21 protein-coding genes are annotated in these 23,194 nt (G+C 67.7%); 16 read left to right on the top strand and 5 right to left on the bottom strand.

The features are described 5' to 3' along the window. The first annotated feature begins 8 nt into the window (after positions 1-8). A complete protein-coding gene (locus JYP50_RS20500; protein WP_241263386.1) occupies positions 9-2,486 on the top strand; it encodes an ABC transporter permease in 2,478 nt (825 codons plus the stop codon). A gap of 16 nt (positions 2,487-2,502) precedes the next feature. Here JYP50_RS20500 and arsB read toward each other — a convergent pair whose 3' ends face one another. From arsB to JYP50_RS20485, 3 genes are read right to left on the bottom strand one after another with little or no spacing between them, the layout of a single operon-like run. Beyond that, positions 2,503-3,570, bottom strand: coding sequence for an ACR3 family arsenite efflux transporter (gene arsB / locus JYP50_RS20495; protein WP_206562432.1), 1,068 nt, complete (start codon positions 3,568-3,570; stop codon positions 2,503-2,505). A gap of 11 nt (positions 3,571-3,581) precedes the next feature. Further along, the gene (gene arsH / locus JYP50_RS20490; protein WP_206562431.1) at positions 3,582-4,301 is read right to left on the bottom strand and encodes an arsenical resistance protein ArsH; all 720 of its coding nucleotides are present in this window, start codon (positions 4,299-4,301) and stop codon (positions 3,582-3,584) included. A 1-nt stretch (position 4,302) separates the two neighbouring features. Then, positions 4,303-4,764 carry an arsenate reductase ArsC gene (locus JYP50_RS20485; protein ID WP_206562430.1) on the bottom strand — a complete coding sequence of 154 codons (462 nt, stop codon included), beginning with the start codon at positions 4,762-4,764 and terminating at the stop codon, positions 4,303-4,305. Positions 4,765-4,945: 181 nt separating this feature from the next. Between JYP50_RS20485 and JYP50_RS20480 the strand changes: the two genes are divergently transcribed. Together JYP50_RS20480 and JYP50_RS20475 are read left to right on the top strand one after the other, a co-directional pair. After that, a complete protein-coding gene (locus JYP50_RS20480; protein WP_206562429.1) occupies positions 4,946-5,296 on the top strand; it encodes an ArsR/SmtB family transcription factor in 351 nt (116 codons plus the stop codon). Positions 5,297-5,447: 151 nt separating this feature from the next. Next, positions 5,448-6,656: a DUF1214 domain-containing protein gene (locus tag JYP50_RS20475; protein ID WP_206562428.1), complete on the top strand. Its 1,209-nt coding sequence runs from the start codon at positions 5,448-5,450 to the stop codon at positions 6,654-6,656. On the opposite strand, the gene JYP50_RS20470 is transcribed toward JYP50_RS20475, so the two are convergent. Beyond that, positions 6,646-7,275 (bottom strand): TetR/AcrR family transcriptional regulator, encoded by a 630-nt coding sequence (locus tag JYP50_RS20470; protein ID WP_206562427.1) that lies wholly within the window; start codon positions 7,273-7,275, stop codon positions 6,646-6,648. The genes JYP50_RS20475 and JYP50_RS20470 overlap by 11 nt on opposite strands. A gap of 10 nt (positions 7,276-7,285) precedes the next feature. Beyond that, the gene (locus JYP50_RS20465) at positions 7,286-8,266 is read right to left on the bottom strand and encodes a malate dehydrogenase (RefSeq protein ID WP_206562426.1); all 981 of its coding nucleotides are present in this window, start codon (positions 8,264-8,266) and stop codon (positions 7,286-7,288) included. A 120-nt stretch (positions 8,267-8,386) separates the two neighbouring features. Here JYP50_RS20465 and ttcA point away from each other — a divergent pair, with 120 nt between their 5' ends. From ttcA to ligA, 13 genes are all read left to right on the top strand, one after another. Further along, on the top strand, positions 8,387-9,229 hold the full coding sequence (gene ttcA, locus JYP50_RS20460) for a tRNA 2-thiocytidine(32) synthetase TtcA (RefSeq protein WP_206562454.1): 843 nt from the start codon (positions 8,387-8,389) through the stop codon (positions 9,227-9,229). Beyond that, entirely contained in the window at positions 9,229-9,846 is a 618-nt protein-coding gene (gene ccmA, locus JYP50_RS20455; protein ID WP_347136884.1) for a cytochrome c biogenesis heme-transporting ATPase CcmA, read from the top strand. The genes ttcA and ccmA overlap by 1 nt, the downstream gene beginning before the upstream one ends. Beyond that, positions 9,843-10,553, top strand: a complete 711-nt coding sequence (gene ccmB / locus JYP50_RS20450) for a heme exporter protein CcmB (protein WP_431311309.1) — start codon at positions 9,843-9,845, stop codon at positions 10,551-10,553. Before ccmA ends, ccmB begins: the two co-directional genes overlap by 4 nt. Before the next feature lie 69 nt (positions 10,554-10,622). Beyond that, positions 10,623-11,357 carry a heme ABC transporter permease gene (locus tag JYP50_RS20445; protein ID WP_206562425.1) on the top strand — a complete coding sequence of 245 codons (735 nt, stop codon included), beginning with the start codon at positions 10,623-10,625 and terminating at the stop codon, positions 11,355-11,357. Next, positions 11,357-11,572 carry a heme exporter protein CcmD gene (gene ccmD / locus JYP50_RS20440; protein WP_206562424.1) on the top strand — a complete coding sequence of 72 codons (216 nt, stop codon included), beginning with the start codon at positions 11,357-11,359 and terminating at the stop codon, positions 11,570-11,572. The genes JYP50_RS20445 and ccmD overlap by 1 nt, the downstream gene beginning before the upstream one ends. Then, complete coding sequence (gene ccmE, locus JYP50_RS20435) at positions 11,556-12,008, top strand: cytochrome c maturation protein CcmE (protein WP_206562423.1); 453 nt, start codon at positions 11,556-11,558, stop codon at positions 12,006-12,008. Before ccmD ends, ccmE begins: the two co-directional genes overlap by 17 nt. Next, a complete protein-coding gene (locus tag JYP50_RS20430) occupies positions 12,005-13,993 on the top strand; it encodes a heme lyase CcmF/NrfE family subunit (protein WP_206562422.1) in 1,989 nt (662 codons plus the stop codon). The genes ccmE and JYP50_RS20430 overlap by 4 nt, the downstream gene beginning before the upstream one ends. Continuing rightward, positions 13,977-14,549 carry a DsbE family thiol:disulfide interchange protein gene (locus tag JYP50_RS20425; protein ID WP_206562421.1) on the top strand — a complete coding sequence of 191 codons (573 nt, stop codon included), beginning with the start codon at positions 13,977-13,979 and terminating at the stop codon, positions 14,547-14,549. The genes JYP50_RS20430 and JYP50_RS20425 overlap by 17 nt, the downstream gene beginning before the upstream one ends. Next, positions 14,546-15,001, top strand: coding sequence for a cytochrome c-type biogenesis protein (locus JYP50_RS20420; protein ID WP_347136883.1), 456 nt, complete (start codon positions 14,546-14,548; stop codon positions 14,999-15,001). The genes JYP50_RS20425 and JYP50_RS20420 overlap by 4 nt, the downstream gene beginning before the upstream one ends. Continuing rightward, on the top strand, positions 14,998-16,200 hold the full coding sequence (gene ccmI / locus JYP50_RS20415; protein ID WP_206562420.1) for a c-type cytochrome biogenesis protein CcmI: 1,203 nt from the start codon (positions 14,998-15,000) through the stop codon (positions 16,198-16,200). The genes JYP50_RS20420 and ccmI overlap by 4 nt, the downstream gene beginning before the upstream one ends. Positions 16,201-16,405: 205 nt before the next feature. Beyond that, complete coding sequence (smc, locus tag JYP50_RS20410) at positions 16,406-19,903, top strand: chromosome segregation protein SMC (RefSeq protein WP_206562419.1); 3,498 nt, start codon at positions 16,406-16,408, stop codon at positions 19,901-19,903. A 74-nt stretch (positions 19,904-19,977) separates the two neighbouring features. Next, on the top strand, positions 19,978-21,138 hold the full coding sequence (gene zipA / locus JYP50_RS20405) for a cell division protein ZipA (protein WP_241263385.1): 1,161 nt from the start codon (positions 19,978-19,980) through the stop codon (positions 21,136-21,138). A gap of 10 nt (positions 21,139-21,148) precedes the next feature. After that, the gene (ligA, locus tag JYP50_RS20400) at positions 21,149-23,188 is read left to right on the top strand and encodes an NAD-dependent DNA ligase LigA (RefSeq protein ID WP_206562418.1); all 2,040 of its coding nucleotides are present in this window, start codon (positions 21,149-21,151) and stop codon (positions 23,186-23,188) included. Positions 23,189-23,194 lie beyond the last annotated feature (6 nt).

The raw sequence follows: 23,194 nt of genomic DNA, 5'->3' as shown, positions 1-23,194 counted from the left end.
TGCCGATCATGTCGATGACCGCGACACGCATGCTGGCCCGCGACTGGCGCGGCGGCGAACTGGGCATCCTGGTGGCGGCGCTGGTACTGGCGGTGGCGGTGGTCACCGGTATCAGCGCCTTTACCACCCGCCTGCAATCCGCCCTCGAGCAGGAGAGCCACCGCTTCCTGGCCGCCGACCTGGTGGTGCGCAGCGGCCGCGACATCCCCGCCCAGTGGGCGGGCCGCGCCGAAAGCCTGTCGTTGTCCACGGCCCGCACACTGAGCTTTCCGTCCATGGTGTACGCCGGTGACGAGGCCATGGTGCTGGCCTCGGTGAAGGCGGTGAGCGGGGGTTATCCCCTGCGTGGCGAACTCACCTTCAGCGAGCAGCCCTTTGGTCCGGCGCGGCCGGCGGCCGGGGGGCCGGCCCCGGGCACCGTGTGGCTGGACTCGCGCCTGTTCGCCCTGCTGGATGTTGCCATCGGCGACCGGGTGGGTATCGGCGAGGCGACGTTCGAGGTGGTGGCCGCCGCGCGCACCGAGCCGGACCAGGCGGCGGGCTTCTACAGCATGGGGCCGCGGGTGTTGATGCACTACGACGATATCCCCGCCACCGGTGTGGTACAGCCCGGCAGCCGGGTGGAGTACCGCCAGTTGTACGCCGGTGAGCCCGCCGCCCGGGAGGCATTCGAGGCCTGGCTGAAACCGCGCCTCGAGAGCGGCCAGCGCTTGCTGGACGTGGAGCAGGGGCAGCCGGGGATCGGCGGCGCGCTGGATCGGGCCGAGCGCTTCCTGCTGCTGGCGGGCAGCCTGGCGGTGGTGCTCGCGGGCGTGGCCATTGCCCTGGCGGCGCGTCGCTTCAGCGAGCGCCACACCGACTACGTGGCGATCATGAAGAGCCTTGGCGCCAGCTCGGGGGCGATCAATCGCCTGTACGGCAAGAGCTTGTTGATCTTGGGGCTGGTGGCCACGGGGCTGGGCTGTGTCGCCGGCTGGGGTATCCAGAGTGTGTTTTTTAGCCTGTTTGGCGACCAGTTGCCGGTCACCCCGGGGCCGGCGGGGCCGCGGCCCTATGCCGTCGGTTTCGCCACCGCTTTCACCTGCCTGCTGTGCTTCGCCTGGCCGCCCCTGCGGCGCCTGGGCCAGGCCAGCCCCCTGCGGGTGCTGCGCCGGGACATGCCCCGCGAAAGCCGGCGCACCCTGGGGGACTACCTGCTGGGCCTGGTCGCGGTCACCGCCCTGATGTGGTGGTACAGCGGCGACTGGCGCCTTACCGGCGCGGTGCTGCTGGGCCTGGCGATCACCATCGTGCTGGGCATGGGCCTGGCGCTGACCCTGCTGCGGGGCGGGCGCCTGGTGGGCATGAGCGCGGGCAGCATCTGGCGCCTGGCCCTGGCCGGCCTGCAGCGCCGGGGCGCGGCCAACGCCCTGCAGGTGGTGATCTTCGCCATGGCCATCATGTTGCTGCTGGTGCTGGTGCTGGTGCGCACCTCCCTGATCCGCGAGTGGCAGGCGCAATTGCCGGCGGACACGCCCAATCACTTCATGCTCAACATCGCGCCGCAAGAGGTGCAGGACGTGGAGCAGATGCTGCGCGCCAACAGCGTGCCCAGCGAGGCCATCTACCCGATGATTCGCGGGCGGGTGATGTCGGTGAATGGCGTGGATTTGCCCACCCGGGAGGACGCGGGGGAGGAGGGCCCGCGCCAGCGCGGCGCCAACTTCACCTGGTCCGATACCGTGCCCGCCGGCAACAAGCTCGTTGCCGGCCAGTGGTGGTCCGCAGGTACCGGGGAGGCGCTGGTGTCGCTGGAGGAGGAGTTCGCCGAACGCCTGGGTGCGACGGTCGGAGACCGGCTCGGGCTGTTGGTCGGTGCCCGGCCGCTGGAGGTGACCGTGGCGAGTGTGCGCAAGCTCGACTGGCAGTCCTTCCAGCCCAACTTCTTCATGGTGTTCCCGCCCAGGGTACTGGCGGACTTCCAGGCCACCTTCATGACCAGTTTCCACCTCGACCCGACGGAAAAGCCCTTTCTCAACGAATTTATACGCCGTTTTCCCACCATTACCGTGATCGAGATGGACGTGGTGGTGGAACAGGTGCGGGCGATTGTCGACCAGGTGTCCGCGGCCATCGAGCTGGTGCTGGCGGTGATCCTGGCGGCGGGGTCCCTGGTGTTGGTGGCGGGGGTGCAGGCCAGCGTCGACGCGCGCATGCACGAGAGCTCCATCCTCCGCGCGCTGGGCGCGCGGCGCAACCTGATCCTGGGCGGCCTGGCCATCGAGTTCGCCGCCCTGGGGCTGTTCGCCGGCCTGCTGGCGACCGTCGCCGCGGAGTTCTCGGTCTACGTGTTGCAGGTGTGGGTGATGGATATGCGCTACGTGCCCTCGCCCTGGCTGTGGCCCACCGGCATCGTCCTGGGCGTGGTACTGATTGCCGGGCTCGGGGTCTACAGCTGCCGCAAGGTGGTCGCCAGCCCGCCGCTGGCGGTGCTGCGGGAGCTGTAGCGCCCCGGGTCAGCCGCTACGAGGGCTCCAGCGCCCGGCGCTTCCCGGTGGACCGTGCCGCGGGGGTGTCGTCGAACCAGTGACGGGTGCGGTTGGCGATGGCCACCAGCGACAGCATGACCGGCACTTCCACCAGGACCCCGACCACCGTCGCCAGGGCCGCGCCGGAGTGCAGGCCGAACAGCGATATCGCCACCGCCACCGCCAGCTCGAAAAAGTTGGAGGTGCCGATCATGCAGGCGGGGGCCGCCACGTTGTGCGGCAACCGCAGCAGTTTGGCGCCAGCATAGGCGAGGGCGAAAATGCCGTAGGTCTGCAGCAGCAGGGGGATGGCGATGAGGGCGATGACCAGGGGCTTGTCGAGAATGGTGCCGGCCTGAAAGCCGAACAGCAGCACCACGGTGGCCAGCAGGCCGACGATGGACCAGGGCTTGAGGCGGTGCAGGAAGCGGTCCAGGCTGGCCGGGTCGCTGTCGTGGTTGAGCCGGTAGCGGGTGAGGGCGCCGGCCACCAGCGGCAGCAACACATACAGCACCACCGACAACAGCAGTGTTTCCCAGGGCACGGTGACATCGCTGATCCCTAGCAGGAAAGCCGTCAGCGGTGCAAAGGCGAAGATCATGATGATGTCGTTGATCGACACCTGCACCAGGGTGTAGTTGGGGTCGCCCTTGGTGAGCTGGCTCCACACGAACACCATGGCGGTGCAGGGAGCCACGCCGAGCAGGATCATGCCGGCGATGTATTCGCCCGCCGACTGCGGATCGACGAAGTCGGCGAACAGCACGCGGAAGAACAGCCAGCCCAGGGCCGCCATGGTGAAGGGCTTGATGAGCCAGTTGATAGTGAGGGTGAGCACCAGGCCCCGGGGTCTTTTGCCTACGTCCTTCAGCGCTGAAAAGTCCACCTGTACCATCATCGGGTAGATCATCAGCCAGATCAGTACCGCGACCACCAGGTTGACGTGGGCGTACTCCAGTGCGGCAACGGCCCGGAAGGCGCCGGGCAGCAGGTTGCCCAGCACAACGCCCGCGATGATGGCAAGGCCCACCCAGGCGGAGAGGTAGCGTTCGAAAAATCCCATGTGTATGTACCCTAGATTTTATCCTGGTTGACCCGCCGCATGAGCGCCTCGGCGCTTTCGACGCGCTCGGAGTAGCGCTCGACCAGGTAGTCGCTGTTGTCGCGGGTCAGCAGGGTGAATTTCATCAGCTCCTCCAGCACGTCGACAATGCGGTTGTAGTAGCCCGAGGGGCGCATGCGGCCGGCCTCGTCGAATTCATTGAAGGCCTTGGCGACGGAGGATTGGTTGGGGATGGTCAGCATGCGCATCCAGCGCCCGAGCACGCGCATCTGGTTGACCGCGTTGAAGGACTGCGAGCCACCGCAAACCTGCATCACCGCCAGGGTCTTGCCCTGGGTGGGGCGCGTCGCGCCAATGGACAGGGGGATCCAGTCGATCTGGGCCTTCATAATGCCCGTCATGCTGCCGTGGCGCTCGGGGGAGCACCACACCTGGCCCTCGGACCAGCTCACCAAATTCCGCAGTTCCTGCACCTTGGGGTGCGAGTCCTCCTCGCTGTCCGGCAGCGGCAGGCCGCGTGGGTCGAACATGCGGACCTCGGCGCCCATCGCCATCAGCAGGCGCGCGCTCTCCTCGCACACCAGGCGGCTGAAGGAGCGCTGGCGCAGAGAACCGTACAGCAGGAGAATGCGCGGTTTGTGGGTGGAGTGAATCCGCGCCATGTGACGGGTGTCGGGAACCCGGAAGTGTTCGCGGTCGATATTGGGCAGGCTTGTGTCGGACAGTGGCATGTCAGTCTTCCAGTGTGTTCAGCGCTTCGGGCCAGTGATCTCGCGGTAGCGTGGCTATCCGTTTCAATTCATGGATGCGCGCGGTGATCAATTCAATGGTCGTGCGAAAGGCCTCGTCAATGTCTTCCCGCGAAGCGTCGAGGGCCGTTGGATCGGCGAGATCCCAGTGGCTCTTCAGCGCCGGGCCAAGCCAGGCCGGGCAGGCCTCGCCCGCGGCATTGTTGCACACCGTGATCACGACTTCCGCTTCAAATGCGGCCAGCTCGTCCCAGGACTGGCTGGCCAGCCCGTCGACGGCGATGCCGGCCTGTTGCAGGTGGCTCAGGGTCAGTGGATGAACGGCGCCGGCGGGCTGGCTGCCGGCGCTCCTGGCGTCGAGAATACCGGCACTGAAATGATTGGCAATGGCTTCGCACAAAATGCTGCGGCAGCGGTTGTGGGTACAGACAAAGAGAATTTTCATGGGGCGGCATTCCCGTTTTGCGCGGGGACTGGATTCACTTCCGGCTATTGTATTCCTATATTGGAATATATGTAAGCCGCCATTGGATCGGCCCCCGTCAAAGTCGCGTTGAGACGCCGGTCGCACGGGGGTGGATCGAAGCGTGTAGAATGCGCGAAGGCATTGGTGGAGACACAGGGCAATGGATGCTCATCAGGTATTTTCGGTGTTGGCGAACGAGACGCGCTTGCGCTGCCTCAATCTGGTACTGCGGTACGACGAGATCTGCGTGTGCGAACTCGTCGACACGCTGGGTATATCCCAGCCGACCGTGTCCAAAGCCCTGTCCGCCCTGAAGCAGGCGGGTATCCTGGCGGACCGGCGAGACGCCCGGTGGACCTATTACCGCAAGAACCCCGCAATGCCGGAATGGATCGGCGCCATCGTGAGTTCGACCCTGCGCCACCTGAGGCATCTTGAGCCCTACCGCGGCGACTCGGACAGGTTCGTGCCCCAGATGGCGATGGGCGGCGGCGGGAAATGCGCCGTGTGATCCGGCGACAGCGTCCATGCCGTCGCGTGGCGTGGTCCGGATCGGGCTCCGCGGCGGGTTTTGGTTCAATTATCGCGACACCGTAGGAGGCGCCCGACGCGCGAATCCGCCAGACTGATGGCCGCCGACAACAATAAGGGAGGCGGCGAGAATGGATCGACGCGATTTTGTGCGCGGTGCGGGCGCCCTGGGTTCGCTGGGCTTGCTGCCGGGCGCCGCGAGCCTGGCGGGGGAGCCGTCCGGTTCCGGGGAAGGCACGGGGGTCGCGAGCCGCGACGCCATGCTCGGCCTGCTGGATACCCTGCGCGAGCTGCAGGATACGTATCTCACTCCGCGCTACGGCATTTCGCGCCCGGCGGATATCGCCGAGGGCGAGCGCATGCTGGCCCACCTGCTGCATACCGGGTTGCAGTTTTTCCTGGAGGCCGACCCGGCGCGGCCACGCTTCACCCCCTATGTGACCCCCCAGCGCAAGCTGCTGGGGGACAATCCCGACGCCCTGTACTATTTCGCCCCGATTCGCGGCGACCGGCGCTACCGCATTCGCGGCCGGCTGGGGGGCGCCACTTTTACCTCCTTCACCGTGGAGGCCGGCAGCGGGGAGGGCGGTGCCGCCACCGCCTCGGTGGCTGAGCTGGACGACAGTCGGCTGGAGGTGGCCGCGGACGGCAGTTTCGAGATCCTGCTGGGAGGCGACAGGCCCGCCACCGGCAACTGGATGCCGCTGGCGCCGGAGGCGGGGCAGGTCACCACCCGCCACTACTACGAAACGCCCGCCTGTATCGCGGCGGACCCGCATGCGGGGCAGGAGCTCGACATCGAGGCCGTCGATCCGCCGCCGCTTGCGCCGTGGGGCGGTGACGCGGGTATCGCCAGCCGCCTGGGGCGGGTGGCGAATTTCGTCCGCGAGCATCTGGCCCTGGCGGTGCCGGACCCGGCCAGCCGGCCGGATATTCCCTGGGTGTCCACCACGCCCAACCGCTTTGCCGCCCCCGGGCAGTGGCGCAGCGAATCGGGCTACGGCAACCTCAGCGCCTGGTACGCCATGGCGCCCTATGTGCTGCGCCCCGGGGAGGCCCTGGAGATCCGCGGCCGCTTTCCGGACTGCCGCTTCGCCAACGTGGTGCTGTGGAACCGCTTCATGCAGACCTTCGATTACACCCGCCGCCAGGTGTCCTTCAACCGCAACCAGTTGCAGTACGAAGACGACGGCAGTTTCCGGCTGTATGTCGCCCACGAGGATCCCGGCCATGCCAATTGGCTGGCCACGGAAGGGCGGGTGTCGGGGCTGGTGTACTGGCGCTACCTGTTGCTGGTGACGCCGCCGCAGGCCGTGACGGCGCGAGTGGTCAGTCTGTAGGCGGCTCGCGCCGGATGCCGGCGATAAAGGTATTCACGCTCAACTCCACCTGGCGCTGCAGGTCGATGTGGCGCTCGAACAAATCGGGATTGTCCACCCGCAGGGTGGCCAGGCCGTGGATGCCGGCCCAGCCGGCGTTGGCCAGGTAGGCCAGGTCCTGGTCCTTGAAAATGCCGCGTTCCATGCCGTGCCGCAGGATGGTCTGCACCAGCGCGAAGGTGGCGCGGCTGGCCTCGCGCAGCTCGGGGTACTGCCCGGCGGGCTGGGTGGCCGGGCCGAACATCAGCTTGAACAGTTGCGGGTTGTCGGCGGCGTAGGCCACATAGGCGTGGGCGAAGGCGATGAGTCGCGCCTCGGGACCGTCGCCGGCGGCCTCGCCCGCCTGTTTCAGCGCGGTGAGCAGGCCGCGGTAGCCCCGCGCCGCCATCGCCGCGAACAGCTCGCCCTTGTCGGCGAAGTGGCGGTAGGGGGCGGTCTGGGACACGCCGACGGCGCGGGCCAGGGCGCGCAGGCTCAGTGCCTCCGCGCCCTGTTCGCGCAGCTGCGCCACGGCGGTGTCGAGCAGTTCGGCCCGCAGGTTGCCGTGGTGATAGCCGCGTTGTTCCGCGCCCTCGGTCATGGCTGCTGGCTTACGGCAGCAGGTGCTGGACCGCGTCGCGCTCTCCGGCCAGCTCTTCCTCGGTGGCCTTCATCTTGGCCTGGCTGAACTCGCCGACCTCGACACCCTGGACGATTTCCCAGTCGCCGTTGTTGCAGCGGCAGGGAAAGGAGTAGATCAGGCCCTCGGCGATGCCGTAGGAACCGTCGGAGTACACGCCCATGGAGACCCAGTCGTCGCCCTCGGTGCCCAGCGCCCAGCTGCGCATGTGGTCGATGGCGGCATTGGCGGCGGAGGCCGCAGAAGAGGCGCCCCGGGCCTTGATGATGGCCGCGCCGCGCTGCTGCACGGTGGGGATGAAGTCACTCTCGTACCAGGCCTGGTCCACCAGCTCGATGGCCTTCTTGCCATCGACCTCGGCGTTGAACAGGTCGGGGTACTGGGTGGCGGAGTGGTTGCCCCAGATGGTCATGTGCTTGACGTCGTTGACGGTCTTGCCGGTTTTCTGGGCAATCTGGGTCATGGCGCGGTTGTGGTCCAGCCGGGTCATGGCGGTGAAATTGCGCGGGTCGATGTCCGGCGCGTTGCGCTGGGTGATCAGCGCGTTGGTGTTGGCCGGGTTGCCCACTACCAGCACCTTGATGTTCTTGCTGGCGTTGTCGTTGATGGCCTTGCCCTGCACCGAGAAGATGGCGGCGTTGGCTTCCAGCAGGTCCTTGCGCTCCATGCCGGGGCCGCGGGGGCGGGCGCCGACCAGCAGGGCGTAGTCGGTGTCCTTGAAGGCCACGTTCGGGTCGTCGGAGCAGGTGATGCCGGCCAGCAGCGGGAAGGCGCAGTCGTCCAGTTCCATGCGCACACCCTCGAGGGCTTCCATGGCGGGGGTGATGTCCAGCAGCTGCAGGATCACGGGCTGGTCGTCGCCGAGCATGGCGCCGGAGGCGATACGGAACAGCAGCGCGTAGCCGATCTGGCCCGCGGCGCCGGTGACAGTCACTCGTACAGGTGCTTTCATGGGGTGTCCTCAATCAGGTGGGTGGCGAAATCGGGCCGCACATTGTCCGGGGAAATGGATGAAAAAACAAGCAGGCCCCTGTAAAATGCGCCGCGAATCAATGACATGACACAGGCCACCATGCGCGAGCTGTCCCGCAAGGAAAAAACCGAGTTCAACAAGCTGCAAAAACGCCTGCGCCGCAACGTGGGCAACGCGATCGCCGATTACAACATGATCGAGCACGGCGACCGGGTAATGGTGTGCCTGTCCGGCGGCAAGGACTCCTACGGCATGCTCGAGGTGCTGATGAACCTGCGCCAGAGCGCGCCGGTGGACTTCGAGCTGGTGGCGGTGAACCTGGACCAGAAGCAGCCCGGCTTCCCCGAGGAGGTACTGCCCAACTACCTCGAGCAGCTCGACATTCCCTACTATATCCTCGAGAAGGACACCTACAGCATCGTGCGCGAGGTGGTGCCCGAGGGCAAGACCACCTGCGGCCTGTGCTCGCGGCTGCGCCGGGGCAGCCTCTACGGCTTCGCCCGGGATATCGGCGCCACCAAGATCGCCCTGGGCCACCACCGGGACGACATCGTCGAGACCCTGTTCCTGAACATGTTCTTCCAGGGCAGCCTCAAGGCCATGCCGCCCAAGCTGCTCAGCGACGACGGCAACAACGTGGTGATCCGCCCCCTGGCCTATTGCAAGGAAAAGGACCTGGCGGCCTTCGCCGACTACCATGCCTTCCCCATCATCCCCTGCAACCTCTGCGGTTCCCAGGAGAACCTGCAGCGCCAGCAGGTCAAGCAGATGCTCGCCGACTGGGAGCGGCAGTACCCGGGGCGCACCGAGACCATCTTTCGCGCGATCAAGAACGTGGCGCCCTCGCAGCTGGCGGACACCGGGCTGTTTGACTTTAGCAACCTGCGCGCCGAGGTCGATCGAGACCTGCACCTGCCGGGCATCCGGGTCGTCAACCTCTAGTGCCGGCGCCCGCTCCCGACGGCGCCCTGCTGGAAGCCGAGGCCCTGGGTCTCGAGCGCGGCGGGCGGGTCCTGTTCGAGGGCCTGTCGTTCAGTGTGCGCCGCGGCCAGCTGGTGCAGGTCGAGGGCGCCAACGGCGCCGGCAAGACCAGCCTGCTGCGCATCCTCGCCGGCCTGTCGCGCTACGGTTACGCCGGCGCCGTTACGCACCGGGCGCCACTGCTCTTCCTGGGCCACCAGAGCGCGGTCAAGGGCCTGCTCACCCCCCGGGAAAACCTGGCCTGGCACATCGCCGGGGAGGGCGCCTATGACGACGCGGCCATCGAGGATGCCCTCGACCGGGTGGGGCTCCACGGCTACGAGGATGTGCCCAGTCACGCCCTCTCGGCGGGGCAGCACCGCCGCGTCAACCTGGCGCGTCTGTACCTGTCCCGGGCTCCGCTGTGGCTGCTGGACGAACCCTTCACCGCCATCGATCGCGACGGGGTGGTGGAGCTCGAGGCCCTGATGGTGCGCCACGTGGAGGCGGGTAACGCGGTGGTGTTGACCTCCCATCAGCCGCTGGCCGTGAGCTATACCCTGCATCGCCTGAACCTGCTCGAAGGGTTGTGCCCATGAGCGCCCCGGTCGCGATTTTCCCGGAGGCGCCCGGCACCCTGGCTTTTTGCGCCCGGCTGCTGCGCCGGCAGTTGGTGCTGGCCCTGCGCCGGCCGGTGGATATCGGCAACCCGCTGCTGTTCTTCGCCATGGTGGTGGCCCTGTTTCCCCTCGGCCTGGGTCCGGCGCCGGGCACCCTGGCCACCTTCGCCCCGGGTATCCTGTGGATTGTCGCCCTGCTGGCCAATCTGCTCACCGCCGACAACCTGTTCCGCGGCGACTTCGACGACGGCAGCCTGGAACAGCTGCTGCTCTCGCCCCAGCCTCTATATACCTCGGTGCTGGCCTATGTACTGTCCCAGTGGCTGGTGACCGGGGCCCTGCTGGCCCTGCTGTCGCCGCTGTTCGCGCTGATGCTGAACCTGGCCCCGGGGGCCATCCCCACGCTGGTGTGCAGCCTGCTGCTGGGCAGTGGCGTGCTCAGCCTGGTGGGTGGCATCGGCGCCGCGCTCACCGTGGGCTTGCGGCGCGGCGGCATGCTGGTCGCGCTGTTGATCCTGCCGTTCTATATGCCGGTGCTGATTTTTGGCAGCGCCGCGGTGCAGGCGGCGGTGATCGGCGCGCCGGCCGGCGCGCACCTGGCGATACTGGGCGCCATGCTGTGCCTGGCGCTGGCCCTGGCGCCGCTCGCCATCGGTGCCGCCCTGCGGATCAGCGTCGATGCCTGAGGCGCAGTTTTCACCGCCGATCGCCCTTCGGTTGTCGGTCCAACCCGTCGGAGTATAATTGCCGCCGCTATGTGGTCTTTCTTTCATAAATTGGGTTCTCCCCCCTGGCTGTACGGCATCGCCGGCAGCATCCTGCGCTGGTTGTTGCCGCTAACCCTGCTGGCGTTGATTGCGGGCGCGTCCTGGGGCTTGCTGTTCACGCCGCCGGACTTCCGCCAGGGCAACAGCTACCGCATCATCTACATCCACGTGCCCGCGGCGGTGGTGGCCCTGGCCGGCTACTACGTGATGGCCCTGGCGGGGGCGGTCAGCCTGATCTGGAAAATGAAAATGGCCGACGTGGCGATGAAGGCCTGTGCGCCGGTGGGCGCCGCGCTGACTTTTATCGCCCTGGTCACCGGCGCCATCTGGGGCAAGCCGACCTGGGGCACCTGGTGGGTATGGGACGCGCGCATCACCTCCATGTTGATCCTGCTGTTCCTTTACCTGGGGGTGATCGCCCTCTACGAGGCCTACGACAACAAGGCGGCGGCGGCCAAGGCCTGCGCCGTGCTGAGCCTGGTGGGCACGGTGAACATACCCATCATCTACAAGTCGGTGGACTGGTGGTACAGTCTGCACCAGCCCGCCTCGATTAAGTTCACCGGCGGTTCCACCATCGATCCGAGCATGCTGTACCCCCTGATGTTGATGATCGCCAGTTTCTACGCCCTGTTCACCTGCTGCCTGCTGTTGAACATGCGCGTCGAGATATTGCGCCGCGAGGCGCGGACCAACTGGGTGCGCAAGCTGGTGGGGGCCTGATGTACTTCGACAGTGTGCACGCCGCGCTGGCGATGGAGGGGCACGGCCCCTTTGTGTGGGCGGCCTATGTCATCACGCTGGCGGTGCTCGCCGCCATGCTCACCGCCCCCGCGCGACGCGCGCGGCGCCTGCGGCGGGAGCTCGCCGGCAATTTCAAACGCAATGCGGGCCGCGGCGGCGGCGCCAACGAGGTAGGCAATGCATCCGGTACGTAAACAGCGACTGATTATCGTGCTCTGCGTGGTGCTGTTTTCCAGCGCCGCCGTGGGCCTGATGGCCTACGCCCTGCGCGGCAACATCAATCTGTTCTTCCCTCCCGCCGAGGTGGCCGCGGGCAAGGCGCCGCTGGGCCAGCCCATCCGCGTGGGGGGCATGGTGGTCGAGGGCAGTGTGCAGCGCAGCGCCGACAGCCTCGCGGTGCGCTTCGAGGTCACCGACTACCAGGCCACCGTGCCGGTGGTGTACGAGGGGATTCTCCCCGACCTGTTCGACGAGGGGCAGGGCGCGGTGGCGTCCGGGGTGCTGGACGAGCAGGGTGTGCTGCGTGCCACCGAGGTCCTGGCCAAGCACGACGAAAATTACATGCCGCCGGAAGTAGCCGAGGCGCTGGAGGCCTCGAAAGCCAAGGGCATGAAGGGGCAGGGCGAATGATTCCGGAGTTTGGCCACTTTGCGCTGATTGTCGGGCTGTGCCTGGCGGTGCTGCTGAGCGTGGTGCCGCTGTGGGGCGCCTGGCGTCGCAATACCGCGGCCATGGCCCTGGCCCCCGGGCTGGCCGTGGGCCTGTTGGTGTTCACCGGCATCAGCTTCGCCTGCCTGACCATCGCCTTCCTGCAGGACGATTTCTCCGTGGAGGTGGTGGCCAACAACAGCAATAGCCTGCTCCCCGTCTACTACAAGTTTTCCGCGGTGTGGGGCAATCATGAGGGCTCGCTGTTGCTGTGGGCGCTGACCCTGGCCTTGTGGACCGCGGCGGTAGCGACCTTCAGCCGCCAACTGCCGCTGCTGATGCTGTCCCGGGTGTTGGCGGTGATGGGCTTCGTGGCGGTGGGCTTCCTGTCGTTTTCCCTGTTTACCTCCAATCCCTTCGCCCGCCTGCTGCCGGGAACGCCGGTGGACGGGCAGGACCTCAACCCGCTGCTGCAGGATCCGGGCCTGATCATCCACCCGCCGCTGCTGTACATGGGCTACGTGGGCTTTTCCGTCGCCTTCGCCTTCGCCATCGCCGCCCTGCTGGGCGGGCGTCTGGACGCGGCCTGGGCGCGCTGGTCCCGGCCCTGGACCAACGTCGCCTGGGCCTTCCTCACCCTGGGCATCATGCTCGGCAGCTGGTGGGCCTACTACGAACTGGGCTGGGGCGGCTGGTGGTTCTGGGACCCGGTGGAAAACGCCTCCTTCATGCCCTGGCTGGCGGGCACCGCGCTGCTGCACTCCCTGGCGGTGACCGAGAAGCGCGGCCTGTTCAAGAGCTGGACCGTGCTGCTGGCGATTTTCACCTTTTCGCTGAGCCTGCTGGGGACCTTCCTGGTGCGCTCCGGGGTGCTGACCTCGGTGCATGCCTTCGCCACCGACCCGGAGCGGGGCCTGTTCGTGCTGGTCTTCCTGGCCCTGGTGGTGGGCGGTTCGCTGACCCTGTACGCGCTGCGCGCGCCGGCGGTGAACAGCCGCCTGCGCTTCGAGTGGCTGTCCCGCGAGACCCTGCTGCTGGTCAACAACGTGGTGTTTTTGGTCGCCACCCTCACCGTACTCTTCGGCACCCTGTTTCCGCTGCTGATGGACGCCATGGGGCAGGGCAAATACTCGGTGGGGCCGCCGTATTTCAACGCCGTGTTCGTGCCGCTGATGGCGCTGCTCATCCCCGTCATGGGCCTGGGGCCGGTGGCGCGCTGGAAACGCGACAGCGCCAGCCGCTGGAAGGCGGAGTTGCTGCTGCCGGCGATTGCCGCGCTGTTGTGCGGGCTGACCCTGCCGCTGCTGCAGGGCGGTGATTACAACGCCTGGGTGGCCCTGGCGCTGGTGCTCGCCGGCTGGCTGGTGCTGGGCATGCTGCGTGACGCCTGGCGGCGCCTGCGCGCGGCGCCGGACCTGCTGCGCGGCCTGCGGCGGACACCCGCCAGCTATTGGGGCATGTTTGTCGCCCATGTCGGTTTTGCCGCCTGTGTGGTCGGCGTGGTCTGCACCAGTCAGTACAGTATCGAGCGCGACCTGAAAATGTCCCCGGGCGATGCGCAGACCCTGGCCGGGTACCGCTTTGAGTTTCTCGAGCTGGCGAACGTGCGCGGCCCCAACTACCTGGCGGACGAGGCGCGTTTCACCGTTACCCGCGACGGCGAGGAAATCGCCCGGCTGGCGCCGCAGAAGCGCCGCTATCTGGCCCAGGGCTCGATCATGACCGAGGCCGCGATCGACGCAGGCCTGTTCCGCGACCTGTACGTGGCCATGGGCGAGCCGGTGGGCGAGAACGGCGCCTGGGCCATTCGCCTGCACTACAAACCCATGGTGCGCTGGATGTGGCTGGGCGCCATTCTGGTCGCGGTGGGCGGCTTTGTCACCGTGGCGGACAAGCGCTACCGCCGCCAGCGCGTGCTGGCCCCGGATAGCGATGGCGCGGAGGTGGCCCATGGCGCCTCGGCTTAAACTGTTCCTGCCGCTGATCCTGTTCGCGGCGCTGGCGCTGCTGTTGTTCCGGGGGCTATCGCTGGACCCGCAGGAGCTGCCCTCGGCGCTGGTCGACAAGCCTTTTCCGGCCTTCTCGCTGCCGTCGCTGGCCGGGGGCGAGGATCTCGACCGCGACCTGTTCAGCGGCGAGGTCTCGCTGGTCAACGTGTGGGCCACCTGGTGTATTTCCTGCCGGGTGGAGCACCCCTACCTGCAGAAACTGGCCGACGCCGGTGTGCGCATTATCGGCGTCAATTACAAGGATGACCCCGAGGCCGCCCGCCGCTGGCTGGCGGAGCTGGGCGATCCCTATCGCGCCAATATCGTCGACGGCGCCGGCAACCTGGGGGTGGACCTCGGCGTGTACGGCGCGCCGGAGACCTACCTGGTGGATGCCGAGGGCGTGATCCGCTACCGCCACGTGGGCGTGGTGGACGAGCGGGTGTGGACACGCACGCTGGCGCCGCTGTACCGCGAGGTCGGCGGTACGGCGGCGGCCTCCGAGTGGGGCGCGGCGCCGGGAGGCGGGCCGTGAGGGCGCTCATCTCACTGGCGCTGCTGCTGTGCAGCGCCTGGGCGGCGGCGGTGATCGAGACCTACGAGTTCAGCTCGCCGGCACTGGAGGCGCGCTATCACGCGCTGAGTCAGGAATTGCGCTGCCCCAAGTGCCAGAACCAGAACATCGCCGACTCCAACGCGCCGATATCCCAGGACCTGCGCCGGCAGCTGTACCAGCAGCTGGAGGCGGGCGCTTCCGACGAGGAGATTCTGGAGTACATGGTGGCGCGCTACGGTGAGTTTGTGCGCTATCGGCCGCAGATGGCCGGGCCCACCCTCATTCTGTGGGCGGCGCCGGTGCTGCTGTTGCTGGTGGGTGTCGCTATCGCCGTCGTCGTGTTGCGGACGCGCCGCGGCGCTGGCGAGCAACTGAGCGAGGCGGAGCGCAAGCAACTCGCGGAGTTACTGGAGCGGGAGTCGGACGCTTGATCACTTTTCTTCTCGCCTGCGCGGGACTCGTCCTGCTGAGCGGGCTGTTCTATCTCTTCCCCTCGCGCCGCCGCGGCAGCGACGCCGACCTGGAGCACGCCAATCTGGAGTGGTATCGCCTGCGCCGGCGGGAGCTGGCGCGGGAGGCGGGCGAGGACCTCGAGCGCGACGCCCAGCTGCGGCTGCTGGAGGACCGCCAGGCGGGGCCGTCCGGCGCGCCGGAACCGCCCCCGGCGAGCGGCCGTTTTCCGGCCTGGCTCCTGTTGCCGGTGGTGGCGCTGGGCGCGGGCTTGCTGTACCACAAACTCGGTGCCGCCCCCGACGTGTTGCTGAGCCAGCGGCTGCAGCAACTGGATGAAAGCGCCGGCGCCACCGAGGTCTACGCCCTGATGTCCGCGATCGAGCGGCGCTCGAGCCAGCGCCCGGACAATCTGCACTACCGGGCCCTGCTGGGGCGCTACTACATGGGGCAGGAGGAGTATTCGCGGGCGGCCTCGACCTACACCGCGCTGGCGGAGGCCGCGCCCGGCGACGCCCACGCCCTGGCCTACGCCGCTCAGGCCCGCTACCTGGCCGCGGGCCGGGTGCTGGATAGTGAATCCCAGCACCTGGCGGAGCAGGCCCTGGCGATCAACCCCCACCAGCGCACCGCCCTCGGCCTGCTGGGCATGGTGTCCTTCGAGCAGGAGCGCTACCGGGCCGCCATCGAGTACTGGGAGCGCCTGCGCGCCACCGAACAGGCCGGCTCCGACAGCGATCGCATGATCGCCGGGGTCATTGCCCAGGCCAGGGAGCGCCTGGGCGAGGGCGCGCCGTCGCCGGAAGCGGGTCCGACCGGGCCGGTCGCGGAGGCGGGCCCGGAAGCCGGCCTCACCGTCCGCGTGGCCCTGCCCGAGGGGGCGAATTTGTCGCCGGACGACACGGTCTACGTGCTGGCCCGCAACGCCGCGGGCGACAGTCGCATGCCGATCGCGGTGCAGCGCCTGCGGGCGGCCCAGTTGCCCCTGACCCTGCGCCTGGACGACAGCAACTCCATGGCCGGGCAGAAACTCTCCGCCAGCGGCGAGGTGGTGGTGGTGGTGCAGGTGTCGCCCTCCGGCCAGCCCGGCGAGGCCAACGCCAGTTGGCTGGGGCGCTCCGGCCCGGTGCTGCCGGGCAGCGGTGGCGACCCCCTCGAGATCACCCTCGCGCCCCGCTAGCGGGCCGCCGCGGTGCCGTCGGCCGGCGAGTGGCTGGCGGCGCGCTGCTGGCGGCGCGCTCAGCCGCCTTTTTCCACCGCAGGCATAGTGTTGTCTCCCTAAGTTGGATACACTAGATGTAGTGTTCGGGGGGCGAAGACTTATCCGCATCCCATTGGGATAAGTTGATAAAAAACAACAAGGTGCTGATGTTACTTAAGGAACTATGAGACTAAAGTCTATCAAGTTGGCCGGGTTCAAGTCCTTTGTCGACCCGACCACGGTGAGCTTCCCCAGTAACATGTGCGCAGTGGTCGGCCCCAACGGCTGCGGAAAATCCAACGTCATCGACGCCGTGCGCTGGGTGATGGGCGAGAGTTCCGCCAAGAACCTGCGCGGCGAATCCATGACCGATGTGATCTTCAACGGCTCGGTCAATCGCCAACCCATCGGCCAGGCCTCCATCGAACTGGTGTTCGACAACAGCGACGGCGGGGTCGGTGGCGAGTACGCCAGTTACGCCGAAATCTCGATCAAGCGCCTGGTGTCGCGAGAGGGGCAGTCCGAGTACTTCCTCAACGGCACCAAGTGCCGGCGTCGCGACATCACCGACATCTTCCTCGGCACCGGCCTCGGCCCGCGCAGCTACGCCATCATCGAGCAGGGCATGATTTCGCGCCTGATCGAGTCCAAGCCCGAGGAGCTGCGGGTGTTCATCGAGGAGGCCGCGGGGATCTCCAAGTACAAGGAGCGGCGCCGGGAAACCGAGAACCGGATGCGCCGCACGCTGGAGAACCTGGAGCGCCTGACCGACCTGCGGGACGAGCTGGAACGCCAGCTCCAACACCTGCAACGCCAGGCTCAGTCGGCGGAAAAATACAGCGAATTCAAAGAGGAAGAGCGGACACTTAAGGCTCAACTTCAAGCCTTGCAGTGGCGCGAGCTGGACACCGAGCTGCGCGCCGCGAGCCAGGCCATCGGCGAGCTCGAGGTAAAACTGGAGTCGGTTCACGCCGAGCATCAGCAGGTGGACACCGCCATCGAGCGCCACCGGGTCGAGCATACCGACCGCAACGACCACTTCAACAAGGTGCAGGCCCACTACTACGCCCTCGGTTCCGAGGTGGCGCGCATCGAGCAGACCATCAAGCACCAGCAGGAGCGTGGCCGCCAGTTGCAGGAGGACCTGCAGCAGACCCTGGCCAGCCTGCAGGAGTCCGAATCCCACCTGGGAGAAGACCGCCGCAAGCTCGAAACCTGGGAGCGGGAGCTGGAATCGCTGGCGCCGGACCTGGAGATGATGCAGGCGGTGGAAGAGGGGTCCGCCGAGGCCCTGGTCAGCGCCGAGGAGGCCATGCACGAGTGGCAGCAGCGCTGGGACGAATTCAACCAGCACGCGGCCGAGCCGCGCCAGCAGGCCGAGGTGCAGCAGTCGCGCATCCAGCACCTGGAGCAGGCGCTGCAGCGTCAGCAAAAGCGTCTCGACCAGCTGGAACAGGAGCGCCAGGGCCTGGCCTCGGGCCCCGCCGACGAGGAAATCGAAGCCCTGGGCGAGCAGTTGGCCGAGACCGAGATGGTGATGGCCGAGCACGAGCAGCAGGCCGAGGTGCTGGCGGAGGACTTGCGCGCCAGCCGCGAGCAGGCCGACGGCCTGGCCTCGCAGCTGGACGAGCTGCGCTCCTCCCTGCAGCAAAAGCGCGGCCGCCTGGCCTCCCTGGAGGCCCTGCAACAGGCCGCCCTGGAAGACAGCGACCAGGCGGTGGGCGAGTGGCTGCAGGGGGCGGGCCTGGACAGCCGGCCCCGCCTGCTGGAGCAACTGACGGTCGACGACGGCTGGCAGCTGGCGGTGGAAACGGTACTCGGGGACTACCTGCAGGCGGTTTGCGTGGACGATATCGCCGGGCTCGGCGACAGCCTGGCCGCGCTCGAGCGCGGCCAGTTGGCGCTGGTGCAGGCTGGGCAGGGGCACGTCGAAGGCGACCAGTACCTGTCGGCCAAAGTGCGCGACCAGGGCCTGGCGAGCAACCTGCTGGCCGGTGTGCGCACCGCGGCGGACCTGGGCGCCGCCCTGGCGCTGCGCGGGGAACTCGCCCCCGGGGAATCGGTCATTACCCCGGAGGGCATCTGGCTCGGCGGCAACTGGTTGCGGGTGAGCCGCTCCCAGGAGCAGCAGGGCAGCGTGATCCAGCGCCAGCAGGAGTTGGAGACTCTCACCGTCGAGGTCGAACACGAGCGGGAGCGCATCGAGCAGCTCGAGCGCGAGTTGCAGCTCGCCAAGGAGCGGGGCAGGCAGCTGGAGGAGCAGCGCCAATCGCGGCAGCGTGAGTTGCAGGCGGCGACGCGTCAGCATGCGGACTACAGCGCCCAGTTGTCCGCCCATCGCGCCAAGGCGGAGCAGTTGATCGCCCGCCGCGATCGCCTGGAGGCGGATATCGAGGAGGCCCGGGCCCAGTTCGCCCAGGAGCAGGAGGGCATTGCCGAGGCGCGGCAGATCCTGTCCGGGGCCATCGAGCGAATGGAGGTCGACTCGCGGGAGCGAGAGGCCTTGCTGTCCACCCGCGACGAGACCCGCGGCACGCTCGACGGCGCGCGGCAAAAGGCGCGGCACGACAAGGACGCGGCGCACCAGGCGGCCATGCGCCACCAGTCCCTGGACACCCAGGTCGCCTCCATGCGCCAGACCATCGAGCGCACCCAGGGCCAGGTGGCGCAGTTGCAGGAGCGCCGGGAGACGCTGCAGGGGAGCCTTTCGGAAAACGACAACCCGCTGGATGCCCTGCAACAGGAGCTGGAGGCCCAGCTGGAGCTTCGCCTCGAGGCGGAGGGCGAGCTGACCGCCGCCCGCCAGGCGGTGTCCGAGGTGGAGCACGAATTGCGCCAGGCCGAGCAACAGCGCGGGACCATCGAGCAGCGCGCCCAGGGCGTGCGCGGGGAGCTGGAGCAGTTGCGGCTCAAGCACCAGGGCCTGCAGGTACAGCGGGAAAACGTCCAGCGCCAGCTCAGCGAGGGTGAACACGACCTGGAGCAGGTGCTGCGGGACATGCCCGAAGAGGCCAACGAGCCCGATTGGCAGCGCGCGCTGGAGCGTGTGGCCAACCGCATCGCCCGGCTGGGGCCGATCAACCTGGCGGCGATCGACGAGTACAGCCTGCAGTCCGAGCGCAAGAACTACCTGGACGCACAAAACGAGGATCTGGAGACCGCCCTGGAAACCCTGGAGTCGGCGATCCGCAAGATCGACAAGGAGACCCGCAACCGTTTCCGCGAGACTTTCGACAAGGTCAACAGCGGCTTGCAGGAGCTGTTCCCGCGGGTATTCGGCGGAGGCAGCGCCTATCTGGAAATGACCGGCGAGGATCTGCTCGATACCGGTATTTCCATCATGGCGCGCCCCCCGGGCAAGAAAAACAGCACTATTCACCTGCTTTCGGGCGGCGAGAAGGCGCTCACCGCGATCGCGCTGGTATTTTCCATCTTCCAGCTCAACCCGGCGCCGTTTTGCATGCTGGACGAGGTGGACGCGCCGCTGGACGACGCCAACGTGGGTCGTTACGCGCGCATGGTGAAGGAAATGTCGGACAAGGTGCAGTTCATTTACATCACCCACAACAAGATTTCGATGGAGCTGGCGGACCAGCTCATGGGCGTCACCATGCACGAGCCGGGCGTATCGCGGCTGGTGACGGTGGACGTGGAAGAGGCGGCCGAACTGGCTGCCAGCTAGGCCATTAAAAACAGTGTGCGCAGGCCATGTGGATGGCCTGAAGCGGGAGTGGAGCGACAGCGGGCGCAAGTGCTATGGCGGATTTAACGATTCGGGACTGGATGGTCATCATCGGGGCGTTGCTGATCCTGGCGGTGCTGCTCGATGCCTGGCGACGGGTCTACCGGGAGCGCCGCTCGGCGGTGCGCATGAAACTGGTGGACAACGGCAAGGGCGAGGCCGAGGGAGAAACCGAGGGCCGCAGCCGCGAGGCGGAACTGGCCTGGCTGCGCGAACTGCCCAACGGCGGCGCCCGCGTGGTGGAGCGCGGCGAGGAGGACGATGAGGAGGCCATTGAGGAGCGCATTGACGCGGCACTCGAAGGCGCTTCTCTCGATGGCGAGTCCCTCGATGGCGGGTCCCGTGAAGGCGAGCCCCTCGAAGGCGAGCCCCTCGAAGGCGGGCCCCTCGAGGCCCGGGGCGGGGAGATTGAGAGCGTGCGAGTGGCCCGCGAGGAGTCCGCGGTACCGGCGCGCGGCGGCCGTGACGCCGGGTCGCGGACAGCGGCGTCGCAAGTGGATGCGTCGCGACCGGCGGCCACGCAGCCATCGGATACCCGGGCGGTCCAGTCCCGCGACAAGGGGCCCGCCAGGTCCCGGCCCGCCCCCGGGCAGCCTCCCGAGGACGACGTCGAACTGTTTACCGGCATGAGCAGTGCCGACGAGCCGGAAAACCTCGACTGGCTCGACGCGCTGGAGGCGGAGCAGAAAAAAGCCAAGCAGGCCCCGTCTTCACGGGTCAGCGCGCAGTTGCCCCGCGACGTCGAGCCGGAAGCGTTCATGCTCAACGTGGTGGCGCGCGATCCAGCCGGCTTCCGTGGCGAGGACATCCTGCACATCCTGCTGGCCTGTGACTTGCGGTTCGGCGATATGAACTTCTTCCACCGCCACGAGCAGGAGGCCGGTCGCGGGCCGATCCAGTTCAGCGTGGCCAACATGATGCAGCCCGGGGTGTTTGATATCGACAACATGGCCGATTTCAGTACGCCTGGCCTGGTGTTCTTCGTGACCCTGCCCGGTCCCGAGGACATGATGAAAGCCTTCGACTACATGCTCGAAACCGCCCAGGCGGTGGCGCGCAATCTCGGTGGCGACGTGTTGGACGAAACCCGCAGCGTGCTTACCCGCCAGACCCTGGAGCACAATCGCCAGCAGATTCGGGACCTGGAGCGCCGCCTCCTGGCCAAGACCCGCTGACCCGCCCGCAGTGAGCAAGGCAAGCAAGATCGAGGGGGAACTCGCCTCCCTGCGCGAGCGTCTGGAAGACTGGAACTACCGGTACTATGTGCTGGACGACCCCAGCGTGCCCGACGCCGAGTACGACCGCAGCATGCGGCGGCTGGTGGAGCTGGAAACCGCGCACCCCGAACTACTGCGTGCCGATTCCCCCAGCCAGCGGGTCGGCGCCGAGCCGCTATCCCAGTTCTCCCAGGTCCGGCACGAGTTGCCCATGCTGTCGCTGGACAATGCGTTCAGCGAAGAGGAGTTGCGTGACTTTAATCGCCGGGTGCTGGAGCGCCTGAAACTGGAGCCGGATACCGCGCTGGAGTTTGCCTGCGAGCCCAAGCTGGACGGCATCGCGGTGAGCCTGCTGTACCGCGACGGCGTGCTGGAACGCGGCGCCACCCGCGGAGACGGCACCACCGGCGAGGATATCACCCACAATGTGCGCACGGTGCAGTCCGTGCCCCTGCGACTGCGGGGCAGCGGCTATCCGCCGCTGCTCGAGGTGCGCGGCGAAATCTACATGACCAAACAGGGTTTCGAGACCCTGAACGCGCGCGCCCGCGAGCGCGGCGACAAAGGCTTCGTCAACCCGCGCAACGCCGCCGCGGGGACCTTGCGCCAGCTCGACGCCCGCCTGACCGCCCAGCGCCCCTTGCAGATGTGCTGTTACAGCGTGGGCTTGTTCGAGGGCGGCACGCTGCCGGAGCGTCACTCGGACATCCTCGATTTGCTGCACGGCTGGGGGCTGCGCATCAACCCGGAGTCCCGGGTCGTGAACGGGGTGGAGGCCTGTGACACCTACTACAGCGAGCTGGCGCAAAAGCGCGACGGTCTGCCCTACGATATCGACGGCATCGTCTACAAGGTCAACGACCTCGCCCTGCAGAAAAAGCTCGGCTTCGTGTCGCGGGCCCCGCGCTGGGCCATCGCCCGCAAATTCCCCGCCCAGGAGGAAATGACGCGCCTGCTGGCGGTGGAATTCCAGGTGGGTCGCACCGGTGCGATCACCCCGGTGGCGCGTTTGGAACCGGTGTTTGTCGGCGGCGTGACGGTGAGCAATGCCACGCTGCACAACGCCGACGAGATCGAACGCCTCGGGGTGAGGGTGGGAGACACGGTGGTGGTACGCCGGGCGGGGGACGTCATCCCTCAAGTCGTGTCGGTGGTGGCCGATAGACGTCCCGAGGGCGCCGCCGAGGTGGCGTTTCCGGAGCGCTGTCCGGTGTGCGGATCCGCCGTGGAGCGAGAGCCCGACGAGGCGGTGCTGCGCTGCATGGGCGGCCTGGTCTGCGCGGCGCAGCAGAAAGCGGCGATCCGCCATTTCGCCTCGCGCAAGGCGATGGACGTCGACGGCCTGGGCGACAAGCTGATCGAGCAGCTGGTGGACCGGGGGCTGGTGGACAACGCCGCGGGTCTCTACGCCCTGGGCCGGGACGACCTGGTGGGGCTGGAGCGCATGGGGGAGAAGTCCGCCGACAACCTGCTGGCGGCACTGGAACAGAGTAAGGAGACCACGCTGGAGCGCTTTATCTACGCCCTGGGCATTCGCGAGGTGGGGGAGGCCACCGCCCGCAACCTGGCTCATCACTTCGGCAGCTGGGAAGCGCTGGCGGCGGCGCCCGAGGACAAGTTGCTGGAAGTGGCCGATGTCGGCCCGGTGGTGGCCGATCACCTGCGGCAGTTTTTCGACAACGCCGACCTGATGGCGGTGGTCGGGCAGCTGCGCGAGCGCGGCGTGCACTGGCGCGACATCGAGGTGGTTCCCCAGCAGGAGTTGCCCCTGGCGGGGCAGACCTGGGTGGTGACCGGCAGCCTCGAAGCCCTGGGGCGCAGCGAGGCCAAGGCCCACCTGCAGGCCCTGGGCGCCAAAGTGGCGGGCAGCGTGTCGTCGAAGACCACCCGCGTGGTTGCGGGGCCGGGAGCCGGCTCCAAGTTGGGCAAGGCGCGCGAGCTGGACATCGAGGTCATCGACGAGGCGACCCTGCTCGAGGTGCTGCGCGAACACGGGATAGTGCCGTGAGACTCT

This window comes from Parahaliea mediterranea, from assembly GCF_017255185.1.
Lineage (GTDB): Bacteria > Pseudomonadota > Gammaproteobacteria > Pseudomonadales > Halieaceae > JAFKCZ01.
The sequence above is the reverse complement of the archived record's forward strand: the minus strand, read 5'-3'. Positions and strand labels throughout refer to the sequence as shown.

What these genes read in the sequence shown, in the direction of transcription:
- arsH (WP_206562431.1), bottom strand. Translation starts at nt 4,301, where the DNA reads ATGCCACTGTCCGACACAAGCCTGCCCAATATCGACCGCGAACACTTC.
- zipA (WP_241263385.1), top strand. Translation starts at nt 19,978, where the DNA reads ATGGCGGATTTAACGATTCGGGACTGGATGGTCATCATCGGGGCGTTG.
- ccmE (WP_206562423.1), top strand. Translation starts at nt 11,556, where the DNA reads ATGCATCCGGTACGTAAACAGCGACTGATTATCGTGCTCTGCGTGGTG.
- JYP50_RS20470 (WP_206562427.1), bottom strand. Translation starts at nt 7,275, where the DNA reads ATGACCGAGGGCGCGGAACAACGCGGCTATCACCACGGCAACCTGCGG.
- JYP50_RS20480 (WP_206562429.1), top strand. Translation starts at nt 4,946, where the DNA reads ATGGATGCTCATCAGGTATTTTCGGTGTTGGCGAACGAGACGCGCTTG.
- JYP50_RS20475 (WP_206562428.1), top strand. Translation starts at nt 5,448, where the DNA reads ATGGATCGACGCGATTTTGTGCGCGGTGCGGGCGCCCTGGGTTCGCTG.
- JYP50_RS20430 (WP_206562422.1), top strand. Translation starts at nt 12,005, where the DNA reads ATGATTCCGGAGTTTGGCCACTTTGCGCTGATTGTCGGGCTGTGCCTG.
- JYP50_RS20445 (WP_206562425.1), top strand. Translation starts at nt 10,623, where the DNA reads ATGTGGTCTTTCTTTCATAAATTGGGTTCTCCCCCCTGGCTGTACGGC.
- JYP50_RS20485 (WP_206562430.1), bottom strand. Translation starts at nt 4,764, where the DNA reads ATGAAAATTCTCTTTGTCTGTACCCACAACCGCTGCCGCAGCATTTTG.
- JYP50_RS20465 (WP_206562426.1), bottom strand. Translation starts at nt 8,266, where the DNA reads ATGAAAGCACCTGTACGAGTGACTGTCACCGGCGCCGCGGGCCAGATC.
- JYP50_RS20500 (WP_241263386.1), top strand. Translation starts at nt 9, where the DNA reads ATGTCGATGACCGCGACACGCATGCTGGCCCGCGACTGGCGCGGCGGC.
- ttcA (WP_206562454.1), top strand. Translation starts at nt 8,387, where the DNA reads ATGCGCGAGCTGTCCCGCAAGGAAAAAACCGAGTTCAACAAGCTGCAA.
- smc (WP_206562419.1), top strand. Translation starts at nt 16,406, where the DNA reads ATGAGACTAAAGTCTATCAAGTTGGCCGGGTTCAAGTCCTTTGTCGAC.
- ccmD (WP_206562424.1), top strand. Translation starts at nt 11,357, where the DNA reads ATGTACTTCGACAGTGTGCACGCCGCGCTGGCGATGGAGGGGCACGGC.
- arsB (WP_206562432.1), bottom strand. Translation starts at nt 3,570, where the DNA reads ATGGGATTTTTCGAACGCTACCTCTCCGCCTGGGTGGGCCTTGCCATC.
- JYP50_RS20425 (WP_206562421.1), top strand. Translation starts at nt 13,977, where the DNA reads ATGGCGCCTCGGCTTAAACTGTTCCTGCCGCTGATCCTGTTCGCGGCG.
- ccmB (WP_431311309.1), top strand. Translation starts at nt 9,843, where the DNA reads ATGAGCGCCCCGGTCGCGATTTTCCCGGAGGCGCCCGGCACCCTGGCT.